We start from the raw sequence: 16,574 nt of genomic DNA on the forward strand, positions 1-16,574 counted from the left end.
TTGTTTCCAAACTCCATTTGAAAGGGGGAGAAATAGATGCAACTACAGGGGAAAAGTTAAAGGAATTTTTAATAAACATGCTTATAGAAACAATTGGTGATGGGCTAATGGTATATACCGCTATCATTATCGAATATTACAAAAAAAATTCAATTCGTATGATTCCGATAAGGGTTATTAAGAAAGTGGTGGTGAATCAATGGAGGAAAAAAGATATGTGATAATTAGTAGTGAGTGTGATGGTTTTAAGTGTTTTTTACGGATACTTCAAAAAGAAGGTAGGGATTCGACTAATTGGCGAAAAAAGGTATCTTCCTTGGCTTTAGCTACTGCTAATGAAATTGGAAAATTGGATTCCTTTAAAACCAAAGAGAATGCTGTAAAAACTGTTAAGGATTTGTTCCCTACGATGGATGATACAGAACTTATTCAAGACACAGGAGAGATGCTTTACACGATATATCAGAATTTGGATTTCAAGTTATAGAAGGGAATGGTGCATGTAATGAAAAAGTTTCATAGGAAATCCAGAGTTTACACTAAGTTTCCTAATACTCCTCCAGTTAAACTGGCGAATAAACCACCCAAGTTATATGGATTTGTTATCGAAACAGTTTATGGAGGTGTTTTTGTTGGCATTAAAACGTCTGTCAGAAAAAAGGAATATTACTAATCCGAATTATGGTATTAAATGTACTGTACCGATGTCAGAGTATTTAGTCCCAATAATTGAAATGAACAAAAAAGCACTTCGGATTCTCGCAAAAAGAGGAATCTAATCAATGATGTATTCCAAAAAAAATAAGCAAATGAAGGTGAAAACTATGAGCGAAAAACTGGCTGTCTCCATCGTTAGAGAAATTATTCGAGACATTTACTGTAGATATGGGATGGAACAATTTTTTAAAAGTATAGAACCACGTATCCAGGTCGAAGTGTATGAAAAGTGGATACGTGTTGTTTCTAAAGAGCTTAAAAAGGCAGGATTTATTGAAGAAATTTACAAGCCTTTAAATACAGATGGAATGAGTTTCGTGGATGTTATAAACAGGACTGATTACTATTTAGCGAACGATGATGAAGAAGAATAAGGGGGATTCAGCATCAGCATTGGATATAAGCAGGAAAAGGATACTGATATTGCCGAAATAGCGGAGGAAGTTTTAATTTTTGATGACCTGAAAATGGACAATGATATTCGTGAATGGTTACAGACACCGCCTGTTAAATTGCAGAACTATGGATTTGAAGCGGAAAGGGAAGAGGAGTATTTTGCAATACTGAATGAAATATCAGGTTATCTGACGGAGAGATAATGATATAAGAACTATCTGTAAAGGGGGGAAAGGTTTAATGGAACAAGATTGGAAGGTAAAGTTGAAAGCAGAAATCCTTGAAGATATGAAAAGGGAAGCAATTCAAGAATGGACAGAAGAGAAAGCCAAAACTTTAATGGATGAAGATTGGGATGATGACAAGATTACTCAAACTCTTGGTCTTGAGATAGAAGAAGTCCACGGAATTAGAGAAGAGTATCAAAGGTTAGAGTTCGCCAAACAATTAGAGATAACGGAAGAACCAGCTTACCTTGAGGACAATTTGATTTCTAAGTGCTTATTGAAAGATATGTATCTAAAAAACGGGAAACTGGATGGGACCGAAAATATGCTTTTGCTCGGCTTACATGCTGTAGGATTAAAACGATTCTTAGAACTCATTTCCGTTGATACAAGAGAAAGGCTACGAAAGATGCTAACTGAACAAGATTTAGATGCCAAAAAGGAGGGGGGAATTTGAGTTGCTATAAAATGTTGGATAATGTACATGTTATCATTCGCAAAAAAGACCAAATCAATTTTTGGGAACAAGAACTCTATGGAAATTCCGATTTTCATGAGGCCTGTTTGGATGTTAGTCTTCTTCTTAAGGAGGGAATTTGTAGGGAAGTTGAGCGTGATGATGAAAGAATGGGAAATGAGCAAGAAATACAGACAGAATATTGCCCGTTTTGTGGCAAGAATTTGATAAGAGTTCTGTCTGAACAAGAACAAAAGAAATACAACCTTCGCTATGTCAGTGATAAAATTGGAATTTCTAACTGGGATTCAGTCTTTGCTTGGAAATGTCCTTATTGTGCAAAAATGTGGAGAAGGGAATGTTGACCTTATGTTAATCCCTAAGAAAGAACCTCAACCGATTGATTACAAAATTTATGAGGAATATACACCAGGCGAAAATAAGTTAGAAATGGTAAATGGGGTTTTCCTCCCCTTTGATAATGAAAGACGGAGAATGTTGATGTTATGTTTATTCAATATGGGCTACCATGAGTTCATTAGCAACCTTCCACAACAAGCAAAGGAAGAACTTTTCCTTTTACTACAACAAGATTTGAAAGAGTGATTTAACTTTTGAAATGCCCCTGACTTGCTTTTGGTTTATTTAGAAATTTGCTAAAATATAGTAGCGGAGCTTTGGGGTTCGTGCATCTAAAGGACACTTTTTTTGAGAGCGACCACCCTTTTTGCTTTACGAAACAACCACTATTTTTGCTTTTGCAAAGTTCTAAGGTGGTTGTTTTTATTATGTGTATTAACCATCAAAGTTTAGTTGGTATAGAGCAACTTTATGAATAGCTATTGGAAGAAGTAAGGGGGATGTTATAAAATGCTTTCGCTTGAAGAATATATTTCAAAAAGAAAAAAAGAAGATAAAATAAATGAATATAATATTGATGCCAAAATGGATAACATGAGAATTTGTGTAAATCACGTTTTTGAGTATTTTAATCAATATTTAAATATTGAAGAGATGGAACAAAGGACATTTTATATGTATGATTATAGGCAAAAAACAAATTTATTTTATCTAAATGCTTTACACAAGGATTTCTCAGAAAACGTTCATCAAGGGAAAAAAACAGTTACTTGAGATAATAATGATGTACATCTGGTTACATGAAATATGGGGAGATGAAGAGAACTATTGGGAAGAATATCGTAGTAAGGTTATTAACCCTTTATAAGTAGAAATATTTGTACCAGCAAAATAGAGTTCTTCCTTAGCAAAATAAACTGTATTCTTGGTCAAATAAAACGTTCCCTAACACGAGCGAAAATCGGAATCACCATCCGATTTTCCTCGTGTTTTTTTGTGGATAAAAAGAGCGAGAAAACCTTCGGTTTGAAAAGAAAGCGGGAGAAAAAAGAGGCGGAAAAGAGCGTGAAAAAGAAGAGGGAATCCAGCATTTCAGGGAACGACTTTATTTCACGGGCAAGGGAAAGGTTTTAAAGAAGAAAGGGATAAGGGAACGATAATAAATTTTGATAAGGATTGAAAATAGTTCAATCAGATTTTGCAATTTTTAAAGAGGTATCTGAATATATAGGAAAACCTTTAATGCGAGGAGCGATAGTATGACAGACTTAATGCCAAAAAAAGGTCAAAAAATAGCCTATGTAGCGATGTGACTCTTAGTACCACATTGATTATTTGATAATCTAAGAAAGAGAAGAGATTTTTTCTCCCCTCTTTTTGTTTGTGTAGGAAAGCAATCTCTCCTAAATTTATTTATAAGAAACGAAATATCCGTTGGCGGAGTTTTTTATATCAAAAATCTCTAATAACTCCCCAACTAATTGATTTATAATTCTTGGATGATTAATATTTGATGGCAGAAAGTTCCGTATGTCATTATAGCTATAATAAATCTTTCCGCTATTATGCAGTTTATTCTTTTCATACAAACGCAAGATAAAGCGAAAGGCGATTCTGATTGAATTGATGTTCTCTAATTTGAGTATTGTTAATAATAGATTTTTCCGAAGTAATAAAGACTCTTCATCAATGAGGATTTGCTTTATATGTAGCTTTAAAGATAAGGTTTGGTTTTTATTTTCTGTGAATGAAATGAACAGATTATTTGAAAAGGACCTATTGTTATTCCTGACAGTCTTTATGCTACAGCTGAGTATTTTAGCTAAAGATTTTATAGGAACATTCAATATAAAGTGGTTTGAATCAGGGTTTAAAAAGTAATACACGCACAACTGAAGCGTTTGTGTCTTAGATAATTTGGAATCAGTTGCAAATTGAATAGGTAAACTGTCAGCTGGGTAACCTGCTAAATACATAACTATTGGTTTTTCAAATCCTGCTAAATCGCTGAGTGTAAGTTCTCTCTGCATCGTTCAACGCTCCTGTGAAAGTAGAAAACTGACTATAAACGTCAAAAAGCCTTGTTTATAGTCAAACACCACTTTTTTTTAAAAAAAGTAGTAAATGACATAAACAAGGCTATATTATCCCTCTCATATTACAATCTTATAGAATATTCAATTGAATGTCTATAGTATATGAGATGAACTCACAAAAGGCTGATAATAGCGTTTCAGAAGTTATCCTTTAGGCGGGTGAGGGTCGTTACCATAACTATTACGTTCTCTGATTTGACCGCCTTTATTATGAATAAAGAGCTCAGATTTTTGATTTTTTGCTACTCCTGTACCGTAAGAAATTGCTTCTGATTGAGTACGAAATACCTTTGTTGCTCTTGAATTTCCTGCACCTTTAACTTGATATCCTCCACCTGAACGGGGAGTTACATGTTGGTTCTTACCCATCATTTTCACCTCATAAGTTTTAAATTATGTGGAAGACGAACACACGTTATCTTTTATCGTATGAAAAATTGTTGTAACATAAAAATGTGAATATTGTTTAATGGCTCTTATTTGTTTTGCAGAACAAATAAGAGCGTTTTATTTTAGTACCCTCTTAAATTCTTGCTCAAGCCTCTGCATCTGTCTTTTCATACTTTGATTTATTTCATGATTAAGTTTTCTGACTGCACTATTTACTTGTGAATTGCTCACTTTTACTCTCACCATTTGTTTCACCTCCTTGAAAAATACCTGTGAGTTATTCGCCTTCCACAGTTATTTATTATACCGTCATTTGTGATTTCGCTCAATATATTGTGTTTTTAATAGAGAATATAATACTACATGTTGTGTTAATGTAGATTTGTAAGGTGAAGTGTGTTATTAACATAAAAAGATATTTATTCAGTGATTTGTAGAAAGCGAATCCTTGAGAGGAAATTTTTCATACAATAAAATTTGTTTTCTTGAACGATACAGGAAGAATAGTGCACCCTCATCCAGCTTGTTTTACTCATGGCTGTTCGGCAGAAAGCAAGAATCCTATTCAGCATTTAGAAGAAAGAACATTCATATTACCAAAAGAAACTTTTCCGTCTGTGAAGCTGTGGGATTATGGGGAAGAGAAAGGATTGCAAATTCTAATCACTCCATGCAAAGAAGAAAATTGATTTATAACCTGTCTATCTAATAATTGATTTTCAAGTAGAAAAGAAATATGATGAATTCAAATAATAGATTCTTAAAAAAGGTTGGGATTCCTATGGGAGATTTCCGAAACCACAACTTAAAAAAATTTCTAATCAACGCTTAGTCACCCGACTGAGCGTTTTTATATGGTTTTTTTTCAAACTCTATTGAAAGAAGGTGAGATGAGTGAAGGTGAAAGTTCAAAGTATGTTGGTTGAAATCATTGGAGATTCTCTAATGATTGCTCTTGCTTTGGCAGGCTCTTACATTATCAAGTCTGTTTTAATCGGCTAATTATTTAAGGGAGATTTATGATTGAGAATTACGAACTTGTTTGCAACACAGACAATTAAGCTGATTCTGGAAGTGAATCAAGAAGAGTATTGGTTATTAGACATGAAAAAATTCTTGTTTTTTATTAAAGTGAATAAATCAAAATGGCAGGAGGTTGAATCATGAAAAACGAAAAAACAATGTCTAACGATTGCACAACCGAAGTTTTGACCATGTGAATATAGAATCTATAAATAATGATATCAAAAAAAAGATGATGGAAGACAGTATGGTTTATAAAGATTTCTACAAAGAAGTTACCAGTGCAGAAGAATTTAAGGCAATAAAAGAGGTTATATCAGACTTGATGATGGAGAGGTAACTTACAACCAAAACTTATGGATTTCGTATGCTATAAACTTGCCAATGAGTATGAGTATCAGTGAGATTGTTATTTAATCGGGAAAAGTACCTTTTTATTTAGGGGATGTTGGAAGACCTAACACTAAAGATAGCAATAATTGCATAAGGAGGTTTAAGTAGAATGAAACATGAATATAAAATGCTGGAAAATGTTCATGTAATGCTTAGTTCAGATAAGACGAAGCGTAAGGAATTCAAAATTTTTGGAATGGAGAAATATATAGTACAGCCTGTTTTGAAGAGGCTTGTCTAAATGTTAATTGCTTAATAGCTAATGAGATGTGCAAACAGATGAAATAAACTATTGAAAAAGGGTGATTGAGATTGAGGAAAATAAAGGCCCGAACTAAGTGTCAGAACCCAAATAGACGAGAAATGCAAGTTCCCACAGAACTTATGGTGAGCCAACCTTTAAAAAAGCTAATCAGAATGTTCTTCGCATCTTATCAAAACGTGGCTTCTAACTAAATGTGAGAAAGAAGTGGTGTCGTATGAATCAAAAAAGAAAAATCGTGCTAAATCAAGAGGAGTTTATGTGCCGATTCCAACTCCCAGCCCAAGAAGTGAAAAAATAAAAAAGGATAATAAAGCACTACTGGATTATCTGAAGAGCACACGCAAAGTGGTCATTACTTTCTTACTTGTATGAACTGGCATAATTAAAACTCGTACCTTGTCTAACCATGCTGTTTTAGAGTTATAGTTTTCTGCCTCCCTGCTTATCATATAGTGGTCTTAAAACTCCAGGAATTCATTAAGAATGAATTAACAGGAAGTTCTGCTTAAAAAGCAGATATTTGAGGAGGAAACAGTATGAAAACAGGGAGAGAAATGCCAAGAAACTTTGGGGAAAAGCTCAGATTTTATAGGGAAGAAAAAAAGTATTCGCTTAAGGATGTACAACGTATGACAGGTGTAGATGCAGGCTACATCAGCAAACTTGAAAATCTAAATAGAAGAGCACCGAGTTTTCCTATTATCAATAAACTTGCTTCTTCGTTGGATATTAGTGTTTCTGATTTAATTGATATTGAAATTCCAGAAGCACCTCTTAGAAGTATCCAAGAAACATTAATATTTTCCGAATACTTGGTTAATGGAAAACTTCCAACTTTAACGGAAAGGGAGGCTATGCTTTCTATCATTCAAACAATTCTTGACGCTGAATGGCAGGAGTTTAGCAAACATACTGACACGATTAATATAATTGAGAAGGTTGATAGATTTTTGCGGTTATTACGTTAAAACATGCAGAGAGAGGAACGATTCGTAGTTCTTCTCTCTGCTTTTATAGGGTGGAGATTCATTATGCATCTTAGGATAGAGCGAATGGTCAAGAAATTGAATTTGCAGATATAGTTCGAGGGTTTGATAAAATTAGTAAGGAACAAGGGCGGTTGAAAGAAACTGAAAATTTAACCCAGCTACTCATGTATGAAATGGGATTGCAGAGGTTGATTAAATTATTTCCACCAGAAGTAAGAGAAACAATAAAGGAGATAATAGAGGAACAGAACAGCGAGGAAAATGTGCGTAAACGCTTTGACAAGCTGTTACAAGAGGAAATTAAGTCATACAAGTCAAATGTACGGAAAGTGTCTGGAGAGTGGTTTCATTCTGCTGAGAAGGATACGCTTGTAATCATATTAGTGATTGACAAAAGGTTTAGCGTCAGCTGGATAGAGTATAAGTTTTTAAATGACAGTTGTGAATCATTTGAAAGGATAGAGAAACAAACTGATACTTTCACTTTAGTGAAGACTGATTCGTGAATGAACGTATAAAGAACTGACCAGATAATGATATTTAGCAAACAATATTGTACGGTGAGAGTGACAGGTTGAGTTTAATCTGTTGCTCTTTTTTATCCTTCTTTTCAAAAAAGAGAAAGTTTATTTTTTTGCTTCTTAAACAGCCTTAACAGCATTCATATCAAGGGTTTGTGAGGGGTATCAACTTTTGGAAAACATAAACCTATATAGGCGTGAAAAACTTAAAAATTTATCATGTAAAGTCTAAAAAATCTCCGAAATGTCAAAGGGCTTCAAGAAAATTAAAACCTACTTTTACATAACAGCCAAGCTGTTTCACAAGAGAGAAAATCAAAAGATACTTTATTATCCAGTGTGAATTGGTATGATAAATTCATAACAGGATAAATTGATAGCTGAAGCAATATGGAGTTTTTTATTAATAATTTATAGAAAATTATGAAGTCTTACTGAACTATTCAGATTTAAAAAGATAGGGAGTGTTCATAATTGCTGAGAGTTGAAGAATACATTTACCAGCGTAAAAAAGAAGACGGACTGAATGAGTTCAATAATTCTCTTAAGATGGAGAACACTAAAAAAGTGATTGACTATGTTTTTGAATACTTTAATCAGTATCTCACCGTAAATGCAATCGATGAGAGGACTGTGTTGCAAAACGAAAAAATTCAAAAGCTACAAAAACAACTCGATATTTATGATGAAGACGTACAGAACTGGTTACTAAACATTTATGAAACTTATGATAAGCAAATTCATCGCTCTATCATAAGTCTTTTGAAAAAAGAGGATACATTTTTCCTTTACCATAGTGATAGCGATTTTCGGAGCTGTTCATACGATATTTACGCTAATCTGATAAAGAAAAATTCTTTTTTGAAAGACCATGCTGAGCCATTATTTAACTTCATAAAAGACCATCATAGAATTCAAAGTGAAAAAGAAGATATTTCAAGGAATCCATTCATCTCGAAAGAAATAAGTGTTTGGGTAGATAAAACATGGAAAAACCATAAGGTGAATTTATGGGCGTTCGCTTCTGACTATGCAAATCGATTTTATAATGACCCAACCTTATGGCCAACGAAGCATAAAAAGAAAAGCAAAGAAGATTATCAAGAGTTTGACTATGTTTGTAAACAGAAGTCAAATCTTTTTAACATCGATTCTTTGTATACGAGAATCTCTGACAAGCCGTTCATGAAAAGAAAAAAACAGATGCTCGAAGTCATTCTAATGTATGTTTGGCTTCATTCAATATGGGGAGATGAGGACAATTATTGGGAGGAGTATAGCAACAAGGTTATTAAGGATGAAATCTAAGTAGGTTTGCCTGGTAATAGAGGAGGAGTTTTAGGGATGGACTTGAATATATTGATATCGACAATCGTAACCGCAACAGCGGCCTTGGTTGCCATTATAGGCGGTTTTTTAGTCAGTAGGGTAATAACAATGGCGAGTGAGAGAAAGGGCATAGAGAGGCGAATAAGAGAGCTTAAAAATGATTTATCAGCTAAGCGGAAGATGTATGAAAAGGCCGAATTGGTTCTGTTAGACGAAGATGCTGAAGATTTTGTTAGAGATAATTTAGAAGAGTTGATTTCAAAAGAAAGAAATATTGATGAAATCATACAAAACGATACATATAACTATCGTTCGATTGAAGAACTTCAACCGTATCTTGAAGAGATTGACCACATAATAGGTGAGGTTAAGGAGATGATTTCTGGTTATTATCGTGAAGATGTTACAAATGATTTTGAATCATTCATTGATAGTGAGAACATTAAAGTAGATTATAAACAAAAGATGGAACTGTACGAAAAAGTTTATTTTTTATTGAAGGACTCATTGCCTAAAAAACCAGTTAGTCCATTAATGTCAGATTTCAGCTTTCCCTATGAATCTATTGCAATAAGACCAAATTTAATACCAACAGTTGTACCAGTCAGTCATCAAGCATATAGGGACAAAAAGAAAAATCGGGATACATTAAAAGATGAAGTTACCATCTTGACCTTACAACTGGGAGAACAAAAAAAGATTTTAGATGATTATGCGAAACCAAGAGGGTTTTGGGGTGGAATACTTATATTAATATATGCATCTTTAGTTGGTGTTGCATACCCAACTACATTGCTTCCATATCCCAGCAATTATTATGATGATGTTGCAACAAAATGGCTATTGATTTCATTATTTCTAAGTCAATTAGTTGCTCTGTTTATTTATTTAACGTATGAGATACATAAGATGACAAGTTTCAGTAGAAATGATTGAAAAGTAAAACGAACAGCCTAATCCTTTTTATTAAAAGTGAAAAAGGTTGTTCGTTTTTAATGCCAATTATTTATTCTCTATGTATTCAATTCCTGCACGTTGGTATCTTTGAAAAGGATTTTTCCTGTCCCAATCACTTCCCATTTTAGTAGCATCTACTAAAGCATCTTCTTCTTTTGTGACGGTGCATACATAATAATATTTATTTAAAAGCTCCTGAACGAATTCTGGGCTGATTGTACCGTCTAATGTCTTTTCAGACAACTGTTTGATGTAATAATTTTTTGGGACCATGTGCTCGAATTTTAAGTTACCTATTATATTCCCTGATTCAATAGCTTTTGGTGCTTCTAAGCTAATAAAGTCAGACATACTATGCTTCCCCTTGTATAAGTCTAATTGGCGATAGTAGCTTTCTGTAAGGTAGTATAAGTCGTCTCCAATTCCTATAGAACTTAAATGATGTTTTCTTAATCGTGTATACGAGATACGTTTTTTCAACATTAAAACTTCATACATATTTAATGCCAAGTGATTTATGAAATCACTTCTATTGAAGGTTCTTTAAAAAAGTCTGCTGTTTTTTTCATTTAGATTCTCCTTTTAAAGTTAAATTATTGACTCAGGTCAAAAAATATTTTCTTTAGACGATAATCTCTGCAACAGATTCTTTGATTTGGTAGAATAATACTATAACAGACGAGAGATTCAGTAAAGAGGGTGGAATTATTGAACAAGCGGGAACTGAGCGAACGGGATATTTGCACCAAATTTATAACCCCTGCTATTGAGCAGGCGGGATGGGATATACAAAAACAGGTACGGGAAGAATATACATTTACTGATGGTCGTGTCATAGTCAGAGGAAACCTTACTACACGAGGGACAAAGAAACGGGCAGATTACCTGATTTTTTATCAACCCAACATGCCGATAGCCATTATTGAGGCAAAAGATAATAAACATACTATCGGTGCGGGAATCCAGCAAGCCTTGGAATACGGTGAAATGCTTGATGTTCCCTTCATCTACTCCTCAAATGGTGACGGGTTTTTGGAGCAAGACAGATTGACAGGAGAAATTAGGGAGCTTTCATTAGAAGAGTTTCCTTCGCCAGAAGAGTTATGGCACAGGTATAAGGATTCAAAGAATATCACTCAAGAAGAAGAGGAACTTATTACTGAACCATATTACTTTACTTTGGGGGATAAGACCCCACGATACTACCAGCTCAATGCCATTAACCGTACAATAGAGGCGATAGCCAAAGGACAGGATAGATTGCTTCTGGTTATGGCAACAGGTACAGGAAAGACGTATACAGCTTTTCAAATCATCTGGCGTTTGTGGAAAGCAAAAAAGAAAAAGAAAATCCTTTTTTTAGCCGATAGAAACATTTTGGTTGACCAGACCATGACGAATGACTTTAAACCGTTTAAAGGTGTAATGACAAAAGTCGAAAATCGTCAAATGGATAGTAGTTATGAAATTTACTTAGCTTTGTATCAACAATTAACGAGCAACGAAAGCCAAATGGATGTGTTCCGTCAATTCACACCTGATTTTTTTGACCTGATTGTAGTAGATGAGGCTCATCGTGGTGGTATAAGGGAAGATTCCAATTGGAGACGTGTTCTTGAGTACTTCAAAGGAGCAACCCAAATAGGTCTAACTGCTACACCTAAAGAAACCGATAAGGTATCTAATATCGCCTATTTTGGAGACCCTATTTACACCTATTCCTTAAAACAAGGAATAGATGACGGATTTTTAGCTCCATATAAGGTGGTCCGAATAGGGATTGATAAAGACTTGGAGGGCTATCGCCCAGAAAAAGGACAGCTCGATAAGTTTGGGGAGGCGATTGCAGATAGGGAATATGGTCAAGCAGATTTTGACCGAAACCTTGTTCTTGAAAAGCGAACCGAATTGATTGCTAAGAAGATAACGGAATTCCTCAAGAAAACAGACCGCTTTGCTAAAACGATTGTATTCTGTATCGACATTGAACATGCTGAACGTATGCGTAATGCTCTAATTCGTGAAAATGCTGATATGGTAGCACAAAACAGCAAATACATCATGCAAATTACAGGTGACAATGCAGAAGGAAAAGCTCAAATTGAAAACTTTATTGATGAGGAGAGCCAATACCCAACCATCGTTACTACCAGTAAGCTCCTCACCACAGGTGTCGATGCGAAGACGTGTAAGGTCATTGTGCTGGATAATATATTTGGTGAAAACGGAATGATAGAGTTTAAGCAGATTATCGGGCGTGGGACACGATTAAAACCAGAATACGGAAAAGAATTCTTCACGATTCTTGATTTCCGTAACGCTACTCGTCTTTTTGCAGATAAAGATTTTGACGGGGAACCTGTTCAAATCTATGTGCCAGGAGAAGGAGACGACATTGTACCCCCTATACCTGATGAAGATGATGAGCCAGAAGGTGGAGAAGAACCTGGTGGAAATTCAGGAAATGGAACACCAGGAGGTTTTGGTGGAGATGACGATGGAGATGATGGAACAAGCCGTAAATACTATGTGGATAACGTAGAAGTCCTTGTCTTAAATGAGCGAGTCATGTATTACGGAAAAGATGGAAAACTCATTACGGAGAGTCTGAAAGACTATACAAGAAAAACTGTACTTCAGGAGTATGCCACTCTGGATGATTTCATTAACAAATGGAACAGCGAAGAAAGAAAACAAGTCATTTTAGAAGAGTTGACAGAGCATGGCGTGTTTTTAGAAGCATTGAAAGAAGACGTCGGGCAAGATTATGATGAATTCGACCTGATACTTCATATTGCCTTTGACCAGAAGCCTCTTACACGCTCTGAACGTGCCAAAAAAGCTCGAAGCGAACATTACCTATCTAAATACTCAGGCGTAGCAAGAGAGGTTATAGAAGGCATTATAAACAAATATCAAGACGAGGGTCGTTTTGATTTTGAGGATGTAAAATTGCTTGAGCTAAATCCATTTAATGAGATAGGAAACCCTATGAAAATTGCTAAGTCATTCGGTGGAAAAAGCCAATATAGAAAAGCCTTAAAGGAGTTAGAAAACAATCTCTATGCCTAATTGACCTTTCTTTTAAAAGAAAGGTTTTTCTTTTTAAAAACACTTGAAGTGGTTCTGAATCATTGATAATATTTTCATAAAGTTAAATGAGTAATATTCATTTTTTTTTATGAAATAGAGGTGAGTGAGTTGAATAAACAGAGAGATTTTAATGATGTGAAGATGTACCTTGAAGACCTACTATTTCTTTATCAAGTACCGAAGAATTTATCTTTTCTCGTGTATGAATTGTTGGAAAAATCTAATCAAGATGGCACTATAATAGTAAATTCTTTTATTAAAGAGCAGTTGGTGGAGAAAGTTGGATTATCCAAAGGGACCATTGACAATGCCTTGACCAAATTAACAGAATCTTTTTTACTGGAACGTGTGGGGAGAGGCGTATTCAGACCGCACGAAGCACTTTTGAAGAGCAATGAGCTTTCTAAGGGTAATACCGTTGGACTGCATGTTGATTATCAAGACAAAAAAAAGACAATTAAAACAACATGAATGGGAGTTATACATATGACAGTACAATCATTAGTTAAACGAATTCAGGATATTATGAGACAAGATTCTGGGGTAGATGGTGATGCACAGCGTATCTCTCAAATGGTATGGCTGTTATTTCTAAAAGTTTACGATGCGAAAGAAGAATTATGGGAGTTTTATGACGAAGAATTTGAATCTATCATTCCACAAAACTTACGTTGGAGAAATTGGGCGGTAGATAAAAAAGACGGAAAAGCAATGACAAGTACGGAACTACTTGATTTCGTTAATAATGATTTGTTCCCAACACTAAAGGAACTCATCATTGATGAAACGACAGAACGGAGAAAAGCGATTGTAAAATCCGTATTTGAAGATGCATACAACTACATGAAAAACGGAATTTTGTTGCGTCAGGTGATTAACGTACTAAACGAAGTTGATTTTACAGAATATCAAGAACGCCATATGTTCAATGATATTTACGAGAATATATTGCGTGACCTTCAATCAGCAGGGAACGCTGGAGAGTATTACACGCCACGACCAGTAACAGATTTTGTGATTGACATGCTGAATCCTCAAATTGGGGAAAGCGTAGCAGATTTTGCCTCTGGTACAGGAGGGTTCTTGGTTTCTGCCCTGACACATTTGGAGAGCCAAGTAAAATCACCAGCGGATAAAGAATCTATCAGTGAATCTTTATATGGTATCGAAAAGAAGCCACTACCATATCTTTTGGCAGTAACTAACTTGATTCTGCATGATATTGATTCACCGAAAATGTATCACGACAATTCATTAAGCAAGAATGTGCGGGACTATAAAGAAGATGACCGATTCAACGTGGTTTGTATGAATCCTCCTTATGGCGGGACAGAAGAAGACTCTATTAAAATTAACTTTCCAACAGGTATGCAGTCTTCTGAAACCGCAGATTTGTTCATGTTGCTGATTATGTATCGCTTGAAGAAAAATGGTCGTGCGGGAGTTGTGCTACCTGACGGGTTCTTATTTGCGACCGATGGGGCAAAGAAGAGCATCAAAGAAAAACTCCTGTCTGAGTTTAATCTTCACACGATTGTTCGTTTGCCAGAAGGGGTGTTTTCTCCTTATACAGACATTACGACAAACCTCTTATTTTTCGACAAGACGGAAAAAACAAAAGAAATTTGGTATTATGACCACACTTTACCAGAAGGGTATAAAAAATACACCAAGACTAAACCTATCCGAACAGACGAGTTTGAAAAGGAAAAAGCGTGGTGGAATAACCGCATTGAAAATGAGTATGCTTGGAAAGTTTCAATAGATGAAATTGAAAAAAGAGAGTACAACTTAGATATTAAAAATCCGAATAAAGAAGAATTGAAAGAAGAACTTCTTTTAGATGGTATTTTAGATGAATTGGAAGAGAATTTTGAAGAATGTTCACGATTGTTAGCTTCATTGAGGGAGGAAATCAATGAAAACCTTTAGAATCAAAGACATATTCAACATTGAAAAAGGAACACTGCAAAGTTCTAAAAATACGCCTGGAAAGTACGATTTCATTACAGCATCAGTGGATTGGAAAACACATGAAAGCTACTCGCATGAGTGCGAAGCCTTGATTTTTGCCATGGGAGCTTCTGGTTCTCTTGGGCGAACACATTATGTCAACGGGAAATTCATTACCAGTGATTTATGTTTTATCCTTACACCGAAGGAAGAATTTAAAGGAAAACTGGAAATGAAGCTCTACTATCATTACTTTAACTTCAATAGGGAGAAGATTGTGAAGGCAACCTCGACAGGTACTTCTAAGAAAGCGATTAACCTGAATAACTTTTCAAATTACGAGATTGAATATGTTGAAAATCAAATAGCATTGTTGCGTAAAATCGAAACAGCTCTATTGAAAAATGAGGAACTTAATCGTTTAACCAATAGAAGTGTAGCACTCCTCAAAGACGCTAAAATCAGAGTAGTTAATAGAGCAGTTATCGGTGATATTTCTTCTGTCAGCGAAAACGATGTTTCTTCTGATATTCTCTTACATCATATAGAGCGAGAAAGGAAAGAGCTTAAAATCAAGAAAGACAAGTCCGTAAAAATAATCGAAGAAGAAAATGTTCCCTTTGAGCTTCCAAAAGGGTGGAGTTGGATTCGATTTGGCGAAATCATTCAACATAGCAGATATGGGACTTCAAAAAAGACGGATTACACCACCAAAGGAGCACCCATTTTACGCATCCCTAATGTAAGCAAAGGATATTTAGAGTTGGACGACATGAAATATGGCATACTAACAGAAAAAGAATTGAACGATTTATCGCTTGAAAAAGATGATATTCTTCTTGTTAGGTCTAATGGAAGTAGCTCTATTGTGGGAAAAGCGATATTGGTAAATCAAAACTTAGATGGTTATGGGTTTGCTGGATATTTGGTTCGAGTCAAATTGTTCAAAGATTATATCTATCCTCCATATATCCAAACAGTCTTAAATGCTAAGTTTGTAAGAAATCAAATAGAGCCGAACCTTCGCACTACAACAGGCGTGAAAAATATAAACACTAAAGAAATTCACAATTTAATCATTCCTTTCCCGCCACTGGAAGAGCAGAAAAGAATCATCAAAAAAGTAGAAGAACTCATGGTGTATCTTGATAAACTGCAGGAGAAAACAGCAAAAGCAAAAATAGAAACAGACAATATCATGAAATATGTATTGGAAGAATCATTTCGCAAAGAACTAACGCTAAAAACTGTTTGAGAGGGGCAACCCTCTCTTTTTTATATTTATCTCCTTATCTCCCCCATTTTTACACATTTTCCCCCTATATCAGACCTTTTTTGACCTTTAACGCATAGATACAACCTTTCTTTGCATAGAAAATAAGGATAAGACAACAAGAGGAGGTCCATC

General features: G+C 35.0%; 22 protein-coding genes. 19 read left to right on the forward strand and 3 right to left on the reverse strand.

From position 1 onward, the window contains the following. Positions 1–17 precede the first annotated feature (17 nt). The 8 genes from AC4E8B_RS01045 (at position 18) to AC4E8B_RS01080 (ending at position 2,931) form a co-directional block, all read left to right on the forward strand. Positions 18–221, forward strand: coding sequence for a hypothetical protein (locus tag AC4E8B_RS01045; RefSeq protein WP_490216471.1), 204 nt, complete (start codon positions 18–20; stop codon positions 219–221). Beyond that, on the forward strand, positions 200–487 hold the full coding sequence (locus tag AC4E8B_RS01050) for a hypothetical protein (protein ID WP_490216472.1): 288 nt from the start codon (positions 200–202) through the stop codon (positions 485–487). The genes AC4E8B_RS01045 and AC4E8B_RS01050 overlap by 22 nt, the downstream gene beginning before the upstream one ends. Before the next feature lie 295 nt (positions 488–782). After that, positions 783–1,091: a hypothetical protein gene (locus AC4E8B_RS01055; RefSeq protein WP_490216473.1), complete on the forward strand. Its 309-nt coding sequence runs from the start codon at positions 783–785 to the stop codon at positions 1,089–1,091. A gap of 93 nt (positions 1,092–1,184) precedes the next feature. Then, complete coding sequence (locus AC4E8B_RS01060; protein WP_490216474.1) at positions 1,185–1,316, forward strand: hypothetical protein; 132 nt, start codon at positions 1,185–1,187, stop codon at positions 1,314–1,316. A gap of 37 nt (positions 1,317–1,353) precedes the next feature. Beyond that, positions 1,354–1,797, forward strand: coding sequence for a hypothetical protein (locus AC4E8B_RS01065; RefSeq protein ID WP_490216476.1), 444 nt, complete (start codon positions 1,354–1,356; stop codon positions 1,795–1,797). Next, positions 1,794–2,162, forward strand: a complete 369-nt coding sequence (locus AC4E8B_RS01070) for a hypothetical protein (RefSeq protein WP_490216477.1) — start codon at positions 1,794–1,796, stop codon at positions 2,160–2,162. The genes AC4E8B_RS01065 and AC4E8B_RS01070 overlap by 4 nt, the downstream gene beginning before the upstream one ends. A gap of 4 nt (positions 2,163–2,166) precedes the next feature. After that, positions 2,167–2,403 carry a hypothetical protein gene (locus AC4E8B_RS01075; protein WP_490216478.1) on the forward strand — a complete coding sequence of 79 codons (237 nt, stop codon included), beginning with the start codon at positions 2,167–2,169 and terminating at the stop codon, positions 2,401–2,403. Positions 2,404–2,667: 264 nt separating this feature from the next. Beyond that, complete coding sequence (locus tag AC4E8B_RS01080; protein WP_490216479.1) at positions 2,668–2,931, forward strand: hypothetical protein; 264 nt, start codon at positions 2,668–2,670, stop codon at positions 2,929–2,931. 635 nt (positions 2,932–3,566) lie between these two features. Here AC4E8B_RS01080 and AC4E8B_RS01085 read toward each other — a convergent pair. Further along, complete coding sequence (locus AC4E8B_RS01085) at positions 3,567–4,187, reverse strand: hypothetical protein (protein WP_490216481.1); 621 nt, start codon at positions 4,185–4,187, stop codon at positions 3,567–3,569. 210 nt (positions 4,188–4,397) lie between these two features. Next, positions 4,398–4,625 carry a DUF2188 domain-containing protein gene (locus tag AC4E8B_RS01090; protein ID WP_490216483.1) on the reverse strand — a complete coding sequence of 76 codons (228 nt, stop codon included), beginning with the start codon at positions 4,623–4,625 and terminating at the stop codon, positions 4,398–4,400. Positions 4,626–5,128: 503 nt separating this feature from the next. Between AC4E8B_RS01090 and AC4E8B_RS01095 the strand changes: the two genes are divergently transcribed. The 7 genes from AC4E8B_RS01095 (at position 5,129) to AC4E8B_RS01125 (ending at position 10,099) form a co-directional block, all read left to right on the forward strand. Further along, the gene (locus AC4E8B_RS01095; RefSeq protein ID WP_490216485.1) at positions 5,129–5,332 is read left to right on the forward strand and encodes a hypothetical protein; all 204 of its coding nucleotides are present in this window, start codon (positions 5,129–5,131) and stop codon (positions 5,330–5,332) included. Between the two features lie 527 nt (positions 5,333–5,859). After that, positions 5,860–6,006 carry a hypothetical protein gene (locus AC4E8B_RS01100; RefSeq protein ID WP_490216486.1) on the forward strand — a complete coding sequence of 49 codons (147 nt, stop codon included), beginning with the start codon at positions 5,860–5,862 and terminating at the stop codon, positions 6,004–6,006. A gap of 162 nt (positions 6,007–6,168) precedes the next feature. After that, positions 6,169–6,300 (forward strand): hypothetical protein, encoded by a 132-nt coding sequence (locus AC4E8B_RS01105; RefSeq protein ID WP_490216488.1) that lies wholly within the window; start codon positions 6,169–6,171, stop codon positions 6,298–6,300. Between the two features lie 560 nt (positions 6,301–6,860). Next, positions 6,861–7,292: a helix-turn-helix domain-containing protein gene (locus AC4E8B_RS01110; RefSeq protein ID WP_490216490.1), complete on the forward strand. Its 432-nt coding sequence runs from the start codon at positions 6,861–6,863 to the stop codon at positions 7,290–7,292. Between the two features lie 152 nt (positions 7,293–7,444). Beyond that, the gene (locus AC4E8B_RS01115; protein WP_490216491.1) at positions 7,445–7,819 is read left to right on the forward strand and encodes a hypothetical protein; all 375 of its coding nucleotides are present in this window, start codon (positions 7,445–7,447) and stop codon (positions 7,817–7,819) included. Positions 7,820–8,308: 489 nt separating this feature from the next. Next, a complete protein-coding gene (locus AC4E8B_RS01120) occupies positions 8,309–9,142 on the forward strand; it encodes a hypothetical protein (RefSeq protein WP_490216493.1) in 834 nt (277 codons plus the stop codon). A 36-nt stretch (positions 9,143–9,178) separates the two neighbouring features. Beyond that, complete coding sequence (locus AC4E8B_RS01125; RefSeq protein WP_490216494.1) at positions 9,179–10,099, forward strand: hypothetical protein; 921 nt, start codon at positions 9,179–9,181, stop codon at positions 10,097–10,099. 66 nt (positions 10,100–10,165) lie between these two features. Here the strand turns inward: AC4E8B_RS01125 and AC4E8B_RS01130 are convergent, their stop codons facing one another. Next, positions 10,166–10,471 carry a hypothetical protein gene (locus AC4E8B_RS01130; protein ID WP_490216495.1) on the reverse strand — a complete coding sequence of 102 codons (306 nt, stop codon included), beginning with the start codon at positions 10,469–10,471 and terminating at the stop codon, positions 10,166–10,168. 357 nt (positions 10,472–10,828) lie between these two features. On the opposite strand from AC4E8B_RS01130, the gene hsdR reads away from it, so the two are divergent. The 4 genes from hsdR to AC4E8B_RS01150 all read left to right on the forward strand — a co-directional run bounded on the left by hsdR (position 10,829) and on the right by AC4E8B_RS01150 (position 16,421). Next, complete coding sequence (gene hsdR, locus AC4E8B_RS01135) at positions 10,829–13,192, forward strand: EcoAI/FtnUII family type I restriction enzme subunit R (RefSeq protein ID WP_490216496.1); 2,364 nt, start codon at positions 10,829–10,831, stop codon at positions 13,190–13,192. A gap of 129 nt (positions 13,193–13,321) precedes the next feature. Next, a complete protein-coding gene (locus AC4E8B_RS01140; protein WP_490216498.1) occupies positions 13,322–13,684 on the forward strand; it encodes a replication/maintenance protein RepL in 363 nt (120 codons plus the stop codon). A 15-nt stretch (positions 13,685–13,699) separates the two neighbouring features. After that, on the forward strand, positions 13,700–15,145 hold the full coding sequence (locus AC4E8B_RS01145) for a class I SAM-dependent DNA methyltransferase (RefSeq protein ID WP_490216499.1): 1,446 nt from the start codon (positions 13,700–13,702) through the stop codon (positions 15,143–15,145). Beyond that, positions 15,132–16,421, forward strand: coding sequence for a restriction endonuclease subunit S (locus tag AC4E8B_RS01150; RefSeq protein ID WP_490216500.1), 1,290 nt, complete (start codon positions 15,132–15,134; stop codon positions 16,419–16,421). The genes AC4E8B_RS01145 and AC4E8B_RS01150 overlap by 14 nt, the downstream gene beginning before the upstream one ends. The last annotated feature ends 153 nt before the right edge of the window (positions 16,422–16,574 follow it).

It is taken from the genome of Bacillus sp. SRL543, assembly GCF_984799205.1.